The organism is Mesorhizobium sp. B2-3-10 (assembly GCF_006442275.1).
Taxonomy (GTDB): domain Bacteria; phylum Pseudomonadota; class Alphaproteobacteria; order Rhizobiales; family Rhizobiaceae; genus Mesorhizobium; species Mesorhizobium australicum.
Window position 1 is genome coordinate 137,972 of the sequence record NZ_VFVT01000005.1, and the last position, 15,184, is coordinate 153,155.

Annotated in this window: 12 protein-coding genes; 5 read left to right on the forward strand and 7 right to left on the reverse strand. The window is 64.3% G+C overall.

Going from position 1 to position 15,184, the window contains the following annotated elements; translation table 11 throughout:
* Window positions 1–68: 68 nt before the first annotated feature.
* Window positions 69–1,325, forward strand: coding sequence for an Hsp70 family protein (locus FJ943_RS16140; protein WP_140722880.1), 1,257 nt, complete (start codon window positions 69–71; stop codon window positions 1,323–1,325).
* Between the two features lie 2 nt (window positions 1,326–1,327).
* Here the strand turns inward: FJ943_RS16140 and FJ943_RS16145 are convergent, their stop codons facing one another.
* The gene (locus FJ943_RS16145; RefSeq protein WP_140722883.1) at window positions 1,328–2,230 is read right to left on the reverse strand and encodes a LysR family transcriptional regulator; all 903 of its coding nucleotides are present in this window, start codon (window positions 2,228–2,230) and stop codon (window positions 1,328–1,330) included.
* A gap of 278 nt (window positions 2,231–2,508) precedes the next feature.
* Between FJ943_RS16145 and FJ943_RS16155 the strand changes: the two genes are divergently transcribed.
* From FJ943_RS16155 to FJ943_RS16165, 3 genes are read left to right on the forward strand one after another with little or no spacing between them, the layout of a single operon-like run.
* Window positions 2,509–5,439: a molybdopterin oxidoreductase family protein gene (locus tag FJ943_RS16155; RefSeq protein WP_181174570.1), complete on the forward strand. Its 2,931-nt coding sequence runs from the start codon at window positions 2,509–2,511 to the stop codon at window positions 5,437–5,439.
* Complete coding sequence (locus tag FJ943_RS16160) at window positions 5,436–6,170, forward strand: 4Fe-4S dicluster domain-containing protein (RefSeq protein WP_140614753.1); 735 nt, start codon at window positions 5,436–5,438, stop codon at window positions 6,168–6,170. The genes FJ943_RS16155 and FJ943_RS16160 overlap by 4 nt, the downstream gene beginning before the upstream one ends.
* Before the next feature lie 6 nt (window positions 6,171–6,176).
* Window positions 6,177–7,112: a DmsC/YnfH family molybdoenzyme membrane anchor subunit gene (locus tag FJ943_RS16165; RefSeq protein ID WP_140722888.1), complete on the forward strand. Its 936-nt coding sequence runs from the start codon at window positions 6,177–6,179 to the stop codon at window positions 7,110–7,112.
* Between the two features lie 3 nt (window positions 7,113–7,115).
* Here the strand turns inward: FJ943_RS16165 and pdeM are convergent, their stop codons facing one another.
* From pdeM to FJ943_RS16190, 5 genes are all read right to left on the reverse strand, one after another.
* Window positions 7,116–7,832 (reverse strand): ligase-associated DNA damage response endonuclease PdeM, encoded by a 717-nt coding sequence (gene pdeM / locus FJ943_RS16170; protein ID WP_140722891.1) that lies wholly within the window; start codon window positions 7,830–7,832, stop codon window positions 7,116–7,118.
* Window positions 7,829–10,363 (reverse strand): ligase-associated DNA damage response DEXH box helicase, encoded by a 2,535-nt coding sequence (locus FJ943_RS16175; RefSeq protein ID WP_140722894.1) that lies wholly within the window; start codon window positions 10,361–10,363, stop codon window positions 7,829–7,831. Before FJ943_RS16175 ends, pdeM begins: the two co-directional genes overlap by 4 nt.
* A gap of 68 nt (window positions 10,364–10,431) precedes the next feature.
* A complete protein-coding gene (locus tag FJ943_RS16180) occupies window positions 10,432–11,292 on the reverse strand; it encodes an NlpC/P60 family protein (RefSeq protein WP_140722897.1) in 861 nt (286 codons plus the stop codon).
* A gap of 29 nt (window positions 11,293–11,321) precedes the next feature.
* Window positions 11,322–11,672: a MarR family winged helix-turn-helix transcriptional regulator gene (locus FJ943_RS16185; protein ID WP_023773016.1), complete on the reverse strand. Its 351-nt coding sequence runs from the start codon at window positions 11,670–11,672 to the stop codon at window positions 11,322–11,324.
* A gap of 79 nt (window positions 11,673–11,751) precedes the next feature.
* Window positions 11,752–13,116: a leucyl aminopeptidase family protein gene (locus tag FJ943_RS16190; protein WP_140722900.1), complete on the reverse strand. Its 1,365-nt coding sequence runs from the start codon at window positions 13,114–13,116 to the stop codon at window positions 11,752–11,754.
* A 126-nt stretch (window positions 13,117–13,242) separates the two neighbouring features.
* Here FJ943_RS16190 and FJ943_RS16195 point away from each other — a divergent pair, with 126 nt between their 5' ends.
* Window positions 13,243–14,073 carry a tetratricopeptide repeat protein gene (locus FJ943_RS16195; protein WP_015319326.1) on the forward strand — a complete coding sequence of 277 codons (831 nt, stop codon included), beginning with the start codon at window positions 13,243–13,245 and terminating at the stop codon, window positions 14,071–14,073.
* 88 nt (window positions 14,074–14,161) lie between these two features.
* On the opposite strand, the gene FJ943_RS16200 is transcribed toward FJ943_RS16195, so the two are convergent.
* Window positions 14,162–15,178, reverse strand: a complete 1,017-nt coding sequence (locus tag FJ943_RS16200; RefSeq protein WP_015319327.1) for a type II secretion system F family protein — start codon at window positions 15,176–15,178, stop codon at window positions 14,162–14,164.
* Window positions 15,179–15,184 lie beyond the last annotated feature (6 nt).

The window sequence follows — 15,184 nt, forward strand, 5'->3', positions numbered from 1 at the left end:
GCGGTCCGGCCATCCCGATGACAGCGCGACGCTGTTTTGCCGCCACGAAACAATGACAGGAGGCTGCGATGCATCAGGCATTCGGCGGCATTGACTTCGGCACGTCCAATTCCACGGTAGGCGTCATCCGGAACGGCAAGGCGCGGCTGGTCCCGCTGGAGGGCGAGCAGCCCACTTTGCCAAGTGCCGTGTTCTTCAATTTCGAGGACGGCCATACTTATTTCGGCCGCCGCGCGATCGGCGACTATACCGACAGCATCGAAGGCCGCCTGATGCGCTCGTTGAAGAGCGTGCTCGGCAGTTCGCTCGCCCACGAGAAGACGCGGATCAAGGCACGCCAGATCGGCTTCATCGACATTATCGGCCTGTTCATCGGTCATCTGAGGACGCGGCTGGAAGAGGACGCCGGCGGCGTGGTGGAGAGCGTGGTGCTCGGCCGCCCGGTGCAGTTCGTCGATGACGACGCGCAAGCCGACGCGGAGGCGCAAGGCGAACTCGAGAAGGCTGCCCGTGCCCAAGGCTTCAAGCATATCGCTTTCCAGTTCGAGCCGATCGCGGCGGCGCTCGATTACGAGCAGAAGGTGACACGCGAGGAACTGGCGCTGATCATCGACATGGGCGGTGGCACGTCCGACTTCTCCATCGTGCGGGTCTCGCCGGAGCGCGCGCGATCGACCGATCGCAAGGACGACATCCTGGCCAGCCGCGGCATCCATATCGGCGGCACTGATTTCGACCGGCTGCTGAGCATCGCCCATGTCATGCCGCAGCTCGGCTACCTCTCCGCGACCAAGGACGGCAAGCGCAATCTGCCGGCCAGCTACTTCATCGATCTCGCCACATGGCAGCGCATCAATCTGGTCTACACCGCCAAGGCGATGACGCATCTGCGCCAGATCCGCTACGAGGCCGCGCGCGCCGACCTGGTCGACCGCTTCATCCATATCGTCGAGCACCGCTACGGGCACGCGCTGGCGGCGCTGGTCGAGAAAGCCAAGATAGAGCTGACCGACATGTCATCGGCGGACGTGGCTGTGAAGCTGCCGGGCGCGGCGTTCGCCGCCGGGATCACACGCGACGGGCTGGAGGCGACGATCGCTCGGGACATCGAGCGGGTTACCGAAACGGTGGCGCAGACCATCCGCGACGCCGGGGTCAAGCCCTCCGACATCACCGCGGTGTTCCTGACCGGCGGATCGACGGCGATCCCGCTGGCAAGGCGGGAAATCCTGTCGCTGGTGCCGCGGGCTTCCGTCATAGAAGGCGACATGTTCGGATCGGTCGGGCTCGGCCTGGCGCTCGATGCGCAGCGGAAGTTCGGCTGAACCTACCCCAACGTGGACCGGTTCGCCTCCGCGGCCAGATGCGCCTTCAGCGCCATCTGGGCCAGGCTTGCCTGACGGTCGCGGTGGGTGATCATGGCGAAGTCGCGCTTCGGCAATTCAATCGGCACGGCTCTCAGGCTCCCCTCGGCGACCGCGCGCCCGACCACCAGCTCCGAAATGATGGTCGCGCCGGCACCCGCCTCGACAGCTTGGCGAACCGCCTCGTTGCTGGGCAGCACCAGGAATATCCTGAGGTCGGCAAGCGAAATCCCCTCGCGGCGCGCCAGATCCTCCAGCACCTCGCGCGTGCCGGAGCCGCCCTCGCGGATTATCCAGCGCAGGCCGGTGATGTCGGGGCGGCCCGGCGCGATTTCGGCGATCTCTGGATGGGAGCTGGCAACGACCAGCATCAACCGGTCGGTATCGACCTTGACGCGGCGCAACAAGTCGGACTCGGTGCGCCCTTCGACCAGGCCGAGATCGGCGGTTCCATCCAGCACGCTGGCCTCGACCTGCCTTGTGTTGCCGATGGTGACGCTCAGCCTGACGGCCGGATAGGCCTCGTGGAAAGAGGCCAGCCGGCGCGGCAGCCAGTAGCTGGCGATGGTCAGGCTGGCAGCGATGGAGAGGCTGCCGGCGACCGTCTGCGAAACATGTTCCAGGACATTGCGCGCGGCTGCGGCCCGCTCCAGCACGGCCTTGGCCTCCGGCAGGAACCGATGGCCGGTCTGGGCCAGCTCGATGTTGCGGCCGACGCGGTTGAACAGATGGACACCATGCTGCTCTTCCAGAGCGCGAATGGCCGCCGACGCGGCCGACTGGGAAATGCCCAGGAGCTCCGCCGCCTTTGTCATGTGGCCGCGCTCTGCGACGGCGACGAAAATGCGCAACTGATCCAGGGTCATGCCTGTATTAAGAACCAATATCGATCGAATTTACAAGAACAACTGATTAGACGGATCGATAGCTTTATTCTACTTTTCCTGCGGAATTTAGAAAAAATTAGCCTGCAGGTCGCAAAGAGCAAAATGATCGGGCGGTTCAGATCCCTGCTTGCGCATTGGAGCCGCGGTATAAGGCGACGGCTGGCCGGCGACCGCTACCATCCCGAAGAACATTATATGCGCGGCCCCGGGCCGAAGACGCGAGCCAAATCCGCTGACCGCGCGAGCACCACGGGATCATGATGCAAGGACCGCCGCGCGGCGCCAATTCAGCCCCCTCGCAACGCCCGCTTGCCGACACGCGGGCGCCCGATGAAGGCGACGGTGTCGACACCTCGCCTGATGTTTCCGACAGCATCGCCAAGACGACCTGCTACATGTGCGCCTGCCGCTGCGGCATCGACGTGCACATCAAAGACGGCAAGGTCCGCTACATCAACGGCAACAAGGATCATCCGGTCAATCGCGGCGTGATCTGCGGCAAGGGCAGCTCCGGCATCATGCAGCACTACAGCCCGGCCAGGCTGAAGAAGCCATTGCTGCGCACCGGGCCGCGCGGCTCGGGTGAGTTCCGCGAGATCGAGTGGGAGGAGGCCTTCTCGATCGCCACCGAGCGGCTGTCGAATATCCGCCGGACCGATCCTAAGAAACTCGCTTTCTTCACGGGCCGTGACCAATCACAATCTCTTACAGGGTGGTGGGCGAGCCAGTTCGGCACGCCGAACTTCGCCGCTCATGGCGGCTTCTGTTCGGTGAACATGGCGGCGGGCGGGCTCTACACGATCGGCGGCTCGTTCTGGGAGTTCGGCGAGCCCGATTGGGACAACACGAAGTACTTCATGCTGTTCGGCGTTGCCGAGGACCATGATTCCAATCCGATCAAGATCGGACTGGGCAAGCTCAAGGCGCGCGGCGCCAAGGTGGTATCGATCAATCCGTGCCGGACCGGCTACAATGCGATCGCCGACGACTGGATCGGCATCCGGCCCGGCACCGACGGCCTGTTCGTGTTCGCGCTGATCCACGAACTCTTGAAAGCCGGCCGCGTCGATCTCGATTATCTGCTCCGCTACACCAACGCGCATGTCCTGGTTATCCAGGAGCCGGGCGCGGCCGATGACGGGCTGTTCATGCGCGACAGCGACGGCAATCCGCTGGCATGGGACAGAGTGGCGACGACCTCCGTCAACGCAGTCGATTCAAATGCCAAACCGGCACTGACCGGCAGCTTCACAGTCGACGGGCGCAGGTGCCTTCCCGTGTTCCAGCTGATCGCGGACCGCTACATGGACGTCAGCTATTCTCCCGATGCGGTCGCGGAGCGTTGCGGCATCCCGGCCGGAACGATCCGGCGGATCGCCGCCGAACTGGCCCATGTCGCCTTCGAGCAGGCGATCGAACTGCCGGTCGCATGGACCGACTGGGCCGGGCGCCGGCATCAGACGATAAAGGGACGGCCGGTTTCGATGCATGCCATGCGCGGCATCTCGGCCCATTCCAACGGCTTTCACACCTGTCGCGCCATCCACCTGCTGCAGGTTCTGCTGGGCACGGTGGATGTGCCGGGCGGCTTCCGCTTCAAGCCGCCCTATCCCAGGTCGGCGCCGCCCGGCCCGAAGCCCTGCGGCAAGGATGTCAGGCCGATGACGCCGCTCGACGGCATGCCGCTCGGTTTCGTCTGTGGACCCGACGATCTGCTGGTCGACGAAGCGGGCACGCCGCTACGCATCGACAAGGCCTATTCCTGGGATTCGCCGCTTGCGGCGCATGGGCTGATGCACACAGTCATCCGCAACGCCTGGGCCGGCGATCCCTACCCGATCGACACGCTGATGATGTACATGTCGAACATGGCCTGGAATTCCTCGATGAATACCGTCGAGACCATGGCCATGCTCACCGATCGTGACGAAGCGGGCAACTACAAGATCCCCTTCATCATCTATTCCGATGCCTATTACTCCGAGACCGTACCGTTCGCGGACCTGGTCCTGCCCGACACCACCTATCTCGAGCGTCATGACTGCATCAGTCTGCTCGACCGGCCGATCAGCCATGCCGACGGGCCGGGCGACGCCATTCGCCATCCGGTCGTCGAGCCCGACCGCGACGTCAGGCCCTTCCAGTCGGTGCTGATCGACCTCGGCGCGCGGCTTGGCCTGCCCGGCTTCGCCGATAACGAAGGCTCGCCGAAGTACCGCGACTATGCCGACTACATCGTCAATCATGAACGCACGCCCGGCATCGGCCCGCTCGCAGGCTGGCGCGGCAAGGACGAAACCTCGGTCGGCAAGGGCGACGTCAACCCCAACCAGTTGCAACGCTACATCGACAATGGCGGGTTCTGGCACCACGATTTCACCCAGGACCAGCGCTACTACAAGATGGCTAACCGCTCCTATCTCGACTTCGCGGTGCAACTGGGCTTCATCCCCAACGCCGAGCCGATCGTCTTCCAGCTCTATTCCGAACCGATGCAGCGTTTTCGGCTGGCCGCGCGTGGTCATGGCCGGGTGGTGCCGCCCGAAAGCGAACGCAAGCGCGTCGAGACCTACATGGACCCGCTGCCGTTCTGGTACATGCCGTTCGAGGAAGCGTCCGTCGACCAGGAAGAATACCCGCTGCACGCGCTGACGCAGCGGCCCATGCACATGTACCATTCCTGGGGTTCGCAAAATGCATGGTTGCGGCAGATCACCAGCCAGAACCGGCTGTTCGTGCATCAGCGAACCGCCGCCGGGCTCGGCCTTGGCGACGACGACTGGGTCTGGATCGAAAGCATCAACGGCAAGGTGAAGGGGCAGATCAAGCTGGTCGAAGGGGTCAACGAAAGCACGGTGTGGACCTGGAACGCGATCGGCAAGCGACGCGGCAGTTGGGGGCTCAAAGACGATGCCGCCGAAAGCAATCGCGGCTTCTTGCTCAACCACATCATTGGAGACCAGACCTTGGCCGACGCGCAGGGCAAGCGTTATTCGAATTCCGATCCGGTCACGGGCCAGGCGGCGTGGTTCGATCTGCGCGTGCGCATCGTCAAATGCGCGGCGGAGGAGGCCGGCTTCACCGAGCCGCAATTCGAGCGTTTTCAACAGCCGCCGCATTTCGAACCCTCGCCCGACAAGCTCACTTTCGGCGCCGGGTTTCGGCAGGCAAGAGAGGCAACCGAATGACCTGTCTTCCAAGTCCAGGCGGCAAGAAGCTTGGCCTCGTCATCGACCTCGACACCTGTGTCGGCTGCCAGGCCTGCGTCACCGCTTGCAAGGAATGGAACACCGGCGGCCACATGGCGCCGCTGACCGACATCGACCCCTATGGCGGCCATGTCGACGGGGTCTGGTTCAACCGCGTGCACAGTTACGAGCACATCACCGAGATGGGGGGGCGCACGGTCAACTTCCCGCGTTCCTGCCTGCATTGCGAGACGCCGGCCTGCGTCACCGTCTGCCCGACCGGCGCCTCCTACAAGCGCGCGTCGGACGGCATCGTGCTGATCGACGAGGACAAGTGCATCGGCTGCAAATTGTGCAGCTGGGCCTGCCCTTACGGCGCGCGCGAATTCGATGGCGATGTCGGGGTGATGAAGAAATGCACGCTCTGCGTCGACCGCATCTATAACGACAACCTGGCCGAGGGGGACCGCGTGCCGGCCTGCGTCGCCGCCTGCCCCACCAGCGCCCGGCATTTCGGCGACCTCGGCGATCCCCAATCCCCCGTTTCGCAACTGGTGGCGGAGCGCGGCGGTGTCGACCTGATGCCCGAACTCGGCTATCGCCCGACCAACAAATACCTGCCCCCGCGCCCTCACACGCAACGCGCCGCATCGGTGATCGCTCCCGCGCTGGAGCCGCTACGGGCCGAGGGCGGTTTCCTTGGCTGGGTCGACCGCATGCTTTCGAGCTGACCATCCATGCATCCGGCTTTTTCGGTCGTCTTCTTCACCACCGCCACGGGTGCCGGCTATGGCCTGCTCGCGCTGCTGGGCGTGCTCGGCCCGGCCGGCTTCGTCGCGCCCGATTTCTGGCCGGGCTTCGTCGGCATGGGGCTGGCGCTCGGCCTGATCGCCGCCGGCCTGTTGTCATCGACCGGTCATCTCGGCAGGCCCGAACGGGCCTGGCGGGCGTTCTCGCAATGGCGCAGCTCATGGCTGTCGCGCGAAGGCGTTGCCTCGGTCGCCACCTTCGTCCCGGCGGGACTGTTCGGCATCGGCTGGGTCCTTTTTGGCCGGGTCGATGGATGGGTCGCTGCTGCCGGACTTCTTGCCGCGATTGGCGCCATCGTCACCGTCTGCATGACCGGCATGATCTATGCCTCGCTGAAACCGATCGCCCAGTGGCACAGCCCCTATACCTTGCCCGGCTATCTCATCTACTCGGCGATGAGCGGCTGCGTGCTTGTGAATGCCCTGCTGCAAGGTCTTGCGCTCGGCTCGACTATTCTCCTTGCAGCTTCCGTGCTGCTCACCTTGCTTGGCTGGGGCTGGAAGCTCGCGACCTGGCGCCACAACGACCGGCTTGAAATCCCGACCAGTGCCAACACCGCGACGGGGCTGATCGGTGGCACGGTGCAGTCGCTGGAGTGGCCGCATACGGAAGAAAACTACCTGCTCAAGGAAATGGGCTTTCGCATCGCGCGCAAGCACAGCGCCAAGCTGCGCCGGATCACGCAGGCGCTGGCCTTCGGTTTGCCGATCCTGTTGCTGCTTGCCGCCTTCGCCTTGCCGTGGCCGCTCGCGGCGGCGCTATCGGCGCTGGCCGCGATCGCCCAGTTTGCCGGCATGCTGGTCGAACGCTGGCTGTTCTTCGCCGAAGCGAAGCACACGGTCATGCTCTATTATGGGCGATAGATATCAGCCTGGCCGCAGCATCGAGTGCGAGATGGCGAAGATGCGCTCGGTGCCGAGCATGTAGGCCATCAGCGACTCCAGGCGAAACAGCCCGGCATAGGCGCGGTCGAGCACGTTGAGCGAACCGGTATAGGCGCCGAAGGCCGGCATGATCATGCGGCCGCCATCGCCGGCAAAGCAGCGCCTGCGCACCGAGCGGCCTTGTTGCACGATACGGGCGCAGGGATGGAGGTGGCCCGATATTTCCCCCTCTACCCTCACCTTCGATGGCTCATGCCGGAACAGCAGCGAGCCTATGGCCAGTTCCCGCACGGTCTCGCCAGGCAGATCCGCCGGCGCTTCGGGGTCGTGATTGCCGGCGACCCAGAACCAGTCACGGCCTGCCATCTGCGCTTCCAGCCGTTCGCGAAAGCTCGAATGCATGCGCGCTGCGCCGCCACCGTCGTGGAAGGAGTCACCCAGGCTGATGACGATCGACGGCTGGTAGTCCGATATGACCGCCTGCAGCCTGAGCAGGGTCGCGCCAGTATCGTAGGGCGGGATGAGCGTGCCGCGCCTTGCCAGGGACGACCCCTTCTCCAGATGCAGGTCCGATACCGTCAGCAGCTTGAGCTCGGGGAAATACAGCACACCGCGCGGATCGCAGACCGCGCGCTCGCCCGCGATGCCGACGAGATCGGCCTCGGCGATCAGCGATGCGCGCGCCAGCGAGAAATTCATTCATCAACCATCCCGGGCCCCATGGCCTCTTCGACCAGTGTCGCCGCATCCATAAGCAGCGTTTCATCGGCCTCGCCGTTCACCGGCATCTTGCCGATCTCGAGCATGATCGGCACGGCAAGCGGCGATATCTGTTCGAGCGCCTTATGCATGATTCGACCCTGGATGCGCGAGAGCATGTCCGCAAGTCTGCTGACATCGAGCAGGCCGGTCGCCGCATCGGCACGCGTCGCCTGAAGCAGGATGTGGTCCGGCTCATGGCTGCGCAGCACGTCGTAGATCAGGTCGGTCGACACGGTGACCTGCCGGCCGCTCTTCTCTTGGCCGGGGTGGCGTTTTTCGATCAGGCCCGAGATCAGCGCGCAATTGCGGAAAGTGCGCTTGAGAAGCCAGCTGTCGGCCAGCCAGGCTTCGAGATCGTCGCCCAGCATGTCCTGATCGAACAGCGCGCTCAGTGAAGGTTTCCTGGCTTTGAACATCGCGCCCATGTCGCCCAGCGACCATATGGCCAAGGCATAATCAGTGGCGACAAAGCCGAGCGGCCTGACGCCCGCCCTGTCGAGGCGACGGGTGAGCAACATGCCAAGCGTCTGGTGCGCCAGCCTGCCCTCAAAGGGATAGGCGACCAGATAATGGCGATTGCCACGCGGAAAGGTCTCGATCAGCAAATCGTCGCGCTTGGGCAGCATGGATTTGTCCGACTGGAACCGCAGCCAGTCGGCCACCTGCTCCGGCAGCTTCTTCCAGCGCTGCGGATCGTCCAGCATGATGCGGACCTGCTCTGCGAGGTAGGTCGAGAGCGGGAACTTGCCGCCGCCATAATATGGCACCTTGGCGTCGCTGCCGGGCGCGTTCGACACGAAGCACTCATTCTCGCGGATGCCCTCGAAACGCAGCACCTTGCCGGCGAACATGAAAGTATCGCCATGCGTCAACGTTTCGAGGAAGGCCTCCTCGATCTTGCCGAGCACGCGGCCACCGTGCGACGCCGCGCCTTTGCTGCCGGCCTTGACGTAACGCACGTTGAGGGCGGGCACCTCGATGATGGTGCCGACATTGAGCCTGTATTGCTGGGCGACGCGCAGATTGGAGACGCGCCACAGTCCATCCTTGTTGAGGCGGATGCGGGCGTAACGCTCATAATTCTTTAGTGCATAGCCACCGGTGGCGACGAAATCGATGACACGGTCGAAGGTCGGCCGATCGAGGTCGGCATAGGGTGCCGCCGCTCGTACCTCCGCGTATAGGTCATCGGCGCGGAACGGTGCGCCGCAGGCGCAGCCGAGCACATGCTGGGCCAGCACGTCGAGCCCGCCATTGACCAGTGGCGGCGTATCCTGCGCGCCGAGATAATTGGCGTCGAGTGCGGCCCGGCACTCAAGCACCTCGAAACGATTGGCGGGGATCAAAATCGCCTTGGACGGCTCATCCATGCGGTGATTGGCACGGCCGATGCGCTGTGCCAACCGGCTGGCGCCCTTCGGAGCACCGACATGCACGACCAGATCGACATCGCCCCAGTCGATGCCGAGATCGAGCGTCGATGTGGCGACGATGGCGCGTAGCGCGTTCTCGCCCATTGCCTTCTCGACGCGCCGGCGCTGGGCGACGTCGAGCGAGCCATGATGCAGGGCGATCGGCAACGTGTCCTCGTTGACGCGCCACAACTCCTGGAACAGCAGCTCCGCCTGACTGCGTGTGTTGACGAACAGCAAGGTCGTCTTGTGGCGCTTGATCTCGCGGTAGATTTCCGGCGTGGCGTAGCGCGCCGAGTGCCCTGCCCACGGCACGCGCTCCTCGGAATCGAGGATCGAGATTTCGGGCTTGGCACCACCCGTCACAGTGATCAATTCCGCCATGTCACCCGGTGGGTTCTGGCTGACAAGCCAGCGCCGCAACTCGTCCGGCTCGGCCACCGTCGCCGACAGGCCGATCGTCTGCAGGCCAGGGACAAAGCTGCGCAACCGCGCGAGGCCGAGCGCCAAAAGATGGCCGCGTTTCGACGTCACCAGCGAATGCAATTCGTCGAGCACGACATAGCGCAGATCCTCGAAGAAGCGTCTCGCGTCGCCTGCCGCGATCAACAGCGCCAGTTGCTCCGGCGTGGTGAGCAGAATGTCGGGCGGCGCAAGCTTCTGGCGCTGGCGCTTGTGGGCGGGGGTGTCGCCGGTGCGCGTTTCGATGGTGACGGGCAGGCCGATCTCCTCGACCGGCTTGGCGAGATTGCGCTCGATGTCGACGGCCAGTGCCTTAAGCGGCGAGATGTACAGCGTGTGAATCCCGCGCCGCGCCTGGCCTGGGTTTCGCCTTGGCCTGACGGCCAGTTCGGTCAGCGACGGCAGGAAGCCGGCCAGCGTCTTGCCGGCGCCGGTCGGCGCGATCAGCAGTACCGATTGCCCGGCCTGGGCCTTCGCCAGGAGCTCGATCTGATGCGCGCGCGGCGACCAGCCTTTCTCGCCGAACCATTTCAGGAATGGCTCGGGCAGGACGACTGCGGCATTCTGGTCGGCGAGGCGGGGCTCAACTGTCACGCGCCAGAGGTAGCGCGGCGACAGGCAATCGCCAAGCAGATTCGGAACAAAAGGGGATCGAAAAAGCCTTACGGGCGCCGGAACCCTGTCGGCCCGCCATAGAGATAGCCGATGCGAGCTATCGCCTCCTTCAGCCCTTCGCGCGACACAAGCATGGTGTGGCCGTTGGCGTGGATCATGGTTTCGGCGTCGGTCATGATGGCGACATGCCCTTTCCAGAACACCAGGTCACCACGTCGCAGCCCCGAAAAATCAGGGCCCGGCCCGAGCGGCTCGCCGATCGAGGCGGCCTGCATGTCGGAATCGCGCAGCACATCCTTGCCGGCCATGCGCATGGCCAGTTGCACCAGGCCGGAGCAATCGATGCCGAAGCCGGAAACACCGCCCCATAGATAGGGCGTGCCTAGAAATGTCTCGGCCACGGACACATAGTCGCCGGCCACTTCGCTGATCGGCTGCAAATGGCCAGCGATCACGGCTTTACCGGAGGGCAGCAACGCATAGTGCGTGCCCCGTGTTTCAGCGGCACCCGTAACGGTTACGGTCGATCCCATGGACAATTGCCCGGCAATCGGAAAGCGCAGGTCCGGACCGGGATAGAGAAACGTGCGTGGCACCGAAACGATATGAGTGGACGCATGGTCACGCCCGCCCAGCATGGCATCGGCGACATAGCCGACATAGCCATCGCGTTCGCCCTGGACCCAGGCCCAGCCTTCAGTTTGCTCGAAGACGAGGACATCGTCGCCGAACAGGAACTGCGTGTTGATGCCGGCATCCGGGCGTGGCGCCTTGCGCACTTCGGCAACGGATGCGGAAATCCGCGCCGGCCGGCCGGCGACGAAACGCTCCGCCGTGACCTCGCCTATCAGGCGCGAATCGGCAAGGTCGGAGCGGAAAGCGTGCAGGCGGGCGTCCCTGGCAGTCAAATCGTCAAATCCGGTCAAATGGAAATCGGTTACATCGGCAGTTCGTGGGCCTTGGCGATGATACCATCTCCGAAGCGCTCGACAAAGAGCGCGCCTTCGACGGTGCGCTTGATCAGGACGTTGCGCTTGTCGAGCTCGTCGCGATGGCGCGACACCAGTTTCAGCGCGCCCATCGTGTCGAGCGCGCGCGTGATAACCGGCTTGGTGACGTTGAGGCGGGCGGCGAGCCCGCGCACGGTGTGCGGCGGCGGATCGAGGTAGATGGTGAACAGGATCGCCGTCTGGCGCATGGTGAGATCAGGCGCGTCCTCGCGCACCTGCGACAGCATTACTTGCTGCCACAGTCGCAGGGCCTGGCTCGGGCGCATCGCAATCGACATCGCGCCAGCATGACGGCAAATTGTTTCGGTTCCGTTTCAGTTTCCAGCAATTTGCCGGCTCTGCTTGCGGGCCGTCCCTTCAGCCAAAGCGTGTCGAAATGACCCGCTCCAGCGCCCGGATGCCTTGCGCTTCACCACCAGCGGGGCCGTGGGGGCGATCGGCGGGGTTCCAGGCGAAGATGTCGAAATGCGCCCAGCTTGCCGTCTTCTCGACGAAGCGCCTGAGGAACAGCGCCGCGGTGATCGAACCGGCGAAACCATCTGATGTGACGTTGTTGATGTCGGCTATCTTCGACGACAGTTTCGCGTCGTAAGGCCGCCATAGCGGCATGCGCCACAGCGGATCCTCGACCGCCAGCGCCGCCGCCGCCAACTCCGAGGCAAGCGCCTCGTCATCGGTGTAGAAGGGCGGCAGGTCGGGGCCAAGCGCGACGCGGGCGGCGCCGGTCAGCGTCGCCATGTCGATGAGAAGCTGCGGCTCCTCGTCGTCGGCCAGCGCCAACGCGTCCCCCAGCACCAGCCTACCCTCGGCGTCCGTGTTGCCGATCTCTACCGTGATGCCCTTGCGGCTCGCCAACACGTCGCCCGGGCGGAAAGCGTTGCTGGCGATCGAATTCTCGACTGCGGGGATCAGCACGCGCAGCCGCACATTGAGCCCGGCGGCCATGATCATCGAGGCCAGGCCCAGCACATTGGCGGCGCCACCCATGTCCTTCTTCATCAACAGCATGCCCGATGACGGCTTGATGTCGAGCCCGCCCGTGTCGAAGCAGACGCCCTTGCCGACCAGCGTCACCTTCGGCGCGCCCTGCCGCCCCCAGGTCATGTCGATCAGACGCGGGGCATCGGACGAAGCGCGGCCGACGGCATGGATCATTGGGAAGTTCTGTGCGAGCAGGTCGTCGCCCTTGATGACCCAGACTTCGGCCTTGTGAGCCCCAGCCAGGATCCGCACCGCCTTCTCCAGATCGTCCGGCCCCATATCGTTGGTCGGTGTGTTGACCAGGTCGCGCGTCAGGAAAACACCATCGACGACGTGGCGAACGCGCTGCGCATCGACGCCGGCCGGCAACTCGAAGCGCAGCGCCTTGCCCGGTTTCTTGCCGTAGCGGGCAAAGACATAACCGCCGAGCACGATTGCAAGAGCCGCCAGTTCCGGCTCCGCAGGCCTGGAGGCAAAATGCCAATCGCCCTCCGGCAAGGTTTTCGCCAGCGCACCGACGGCAAGCGCGCCCTCGCCCTCACCGAGGCCGAACATGGCGCCGCCAAGCGCTCCGTTCTCGCCTGGCAGGACCAGCGTCCTGCCAGCCTCGCCGGAAAAGCCGTTTGCCTTGGCCCATGCGACAATAGACGGCGACAGACCGGCTGCCTCCAGCCCGTCCCTGGCGACCAGATGGATTGGCAGCGGGTTCTTCGGCTTGCTCTCGACCAGTTCAACGGACATCAGATGTTTCTCCTGCCGAGTTTGCGAGTCGGCGCGTCTTAACCCTCCGTTAGGGTTAACAGAATATTTCTGCTGGAGGGAAGATGGCCACGCAATGGCCACGCATGAATGGAGGCCCAGGTGCCGATGCCGACCAACCGCACGATAGACATCCGGGGAAAACGGCTCATTACCACGGCATTCATGCTAGCGCTCGCGGCGGGCGTTGCCGGCTGCGCGACCGACAAACTCACCACAGGCTCGATCGGACGCACCAGCGGCAAGCCGCTGGAAACGATGTCGGCGGGAGAATTGCACAACGCCACGGCCGCACTTGGCCAATCCTACGCGAGGAACCCCAACGACAAGCGGATAGCGACCAACTTCGCGGCGGCGCTGCAGATGGACGGCGATGCCGACCAGTCGCTTGCCGTGATGCGCAAGCTGGCGATCGCCTACCCCAAGGACCGCGAAGTTCTCGCCGCCTATGGCAAGGCATTGGCCGCCAATGGCCAGCTCGAGGCAGCGCTCGACGCCGTGCGCCGCGCACAAACGCCGGAATACCCCGACTGGAGGCTGGTGTCGGCGGAGGCGGCCATCCTCGATCAGGTCGGCCAGAAGGACGAAGCGCGCCAACTCTACCGCAAGGCGCTTGAACTCAAGCCGAACGAGCCATCGATCCTTTCCAATCTCGGCATGTCCTATGTGCTGGAAGGGGATCTGCGCACCGCCGAGACCTATATGCGCTCTGCCGCCCAGCAGCCGAATGCCGACAGCCGGGTGCGTCAGAACCTGGCGCTCGTTGTCGGGCTGCAAGGTCGCTTCGACGAAGCCGAGAAGATCGCCTCGCAAGAACTTTCCCCCGAACAGGCACAGGCCAACGTCGCCTATCTCCGGCAGATGCTGGCCCAGCAGAACGCCTGGAGCCAGCTCAAGGATCAGGACAAGGCGAAAACGGCGAAAACCGCCAACAACTGATCGTCGCGCGGGGCGCCCGATCGCGCCAAACGAAAGAGCCGCGTGGCATTTTCCGCGCGGCTCTTTCGCTTGGATTGTGCGGATGCGCCTACTGGGTGCCGTTGCTTTGCGACTGGCCGAAGATGCCGCGCTGGCTGACCTGGATGCCGGCAGGACCCAGGATGATGGCGAACAGCACCGGCAGGAAGAACAGGATCATCGGCACGGTGAGCTTGGGCGGCAGCGCGGCGGCCTTCTTCTCGGCCGCGTTCATGCGCATGTCGCGGCTTTCCGCGGCAAGCACACGCAGTGCGAGCGCCACTGGCGTGCCGTAGCGCTCGGCCTGGACGAGCGCCTGTGACACGGACCTGACCGATTCCAAGCCGGTACGGCTCGCAAGATTCTCGTAAGCCTGCTTACGTTCCTGCAGGTATGAGAGCTCGGCGTTGGTCAGGATGAATTCTTCCGCCAGGGCCACCGATTGCGCGCCGATCTCGTCGGCGACCTTGCGCAGGCCGGCTTCCACCGACATGCCGGATTCCACGCAGATCAGCATCAGGTCGAGCGCATCCGGCCACGCCAGCTGGATCGACTGCTTGCGCTTGGTCGCGCGGTTGTTGACGTAGAGGACCGGCGCATAGAAGCCGCCATAGGCAACGAGGATGCAGACGAAAAGCCGGATCACCAATGGCTTGTCGGGCAACCCTCCCAGCACGAAAATATAGAACAGACCCAGCGCGAAACCGACAAAAGGAAGCACCAGACGGAAGAACAGAAATCGCGTTAGCGGATTTTGCCCGCGAAAGCCGGCGACCTTCAGCTTTTGCAAGGTGGACTCGTCGGCCAACGCACGGCGCAGATCGAGCCGGTCGACAATGTTGCGCATACCGACCGACTGCTGCTCGCGCAGGCCCTTGCGGCGGCGATCGGCCTCGTTCGCAAGCCGCGCGCGCTGCTTGGCGCGAAGCTCGTCACGCTCCAGCGCGACCGACTTCATGCGCGCCTTGAGCTGGTTTCCGCCAAGGGCCGGCAGCAGCGTAAAAACGGTTGCGAACACGGCGACAGCGACCAGCATCGCAATCAGGAGGCTGGGATCCGTCAGTGATTTGATGACTTGTTCGGTCATGCCACG

Coding starts and splice junctions, on each gene's coding strand:
- FJ943_RS16190 (WP_140722900.1), bottom strand. CDS start 13,116: ATGTCCGTTGAACTGGTCGAGAGCAAGCCGAAGAACCCGCTGCCAATC.
- FJ943_RS16155 (WP_181174570.1), top strand. CDS start 2,509: ATGATGCAAGGACCGCCGCGCGGCGCCAATTCAGCCCCCTCGCAACGC.
- FJ943_RS16165 (WP_140722888.1), top strand. CDS start 6,177: ATGCATCCGGCTTTTTCGGTCGTCTTCTTCACCACCGCCACGGGTGCC.
- pdeM (WP_140722891.1), bottom strand. CDS start 7,832: ATGAATTTCTCGCTGGCGCGCGCATCGCTGATCGCCGAGGCCGATCTC.
- FJ943_RS16140 (WP_140722880.1), top strand. CDS start 69: ATGCATCAGGCATTCGGCGGCATTGACTTCGGCACGTCCAATTCCACG.
- FJ943_RS16145 (WP_140722883.1), bottom strand. CDS start 2,230: ATGACCCTGGATCAGTTGCGCATTTTCGTCGCCGTCGCAGAGCGCGGC.
- FJ943_RS16160 (WP_140614753.1), top strand. CDS start 5,436: ATGACCTGTCTTCCAAGTCCAGGCGGCAAGAAGCTTGGCCTCGTCATC.
- FJ943_RS16185 (WP_023773016.1), bottom strand. CDS start 11,672: ATGTCGATTGCGATGCGCCCGAGCCAGGCCCTGCGACTGTGGCAGCAA.
- FJ943_RS16195 (WP_015319326.1), top strand. CDS start 13,243: ATGCCGACCAACCGCACGATAGACATCCGGGGAAAACGGCTCATTACC.
- FJ943_RS16200 (WP_015319327.1), bottom strand. CDS start 15,178: ATGACCGAACAAGTCATCAAATCACTGACGGATCCCAGCCTCCTGATT.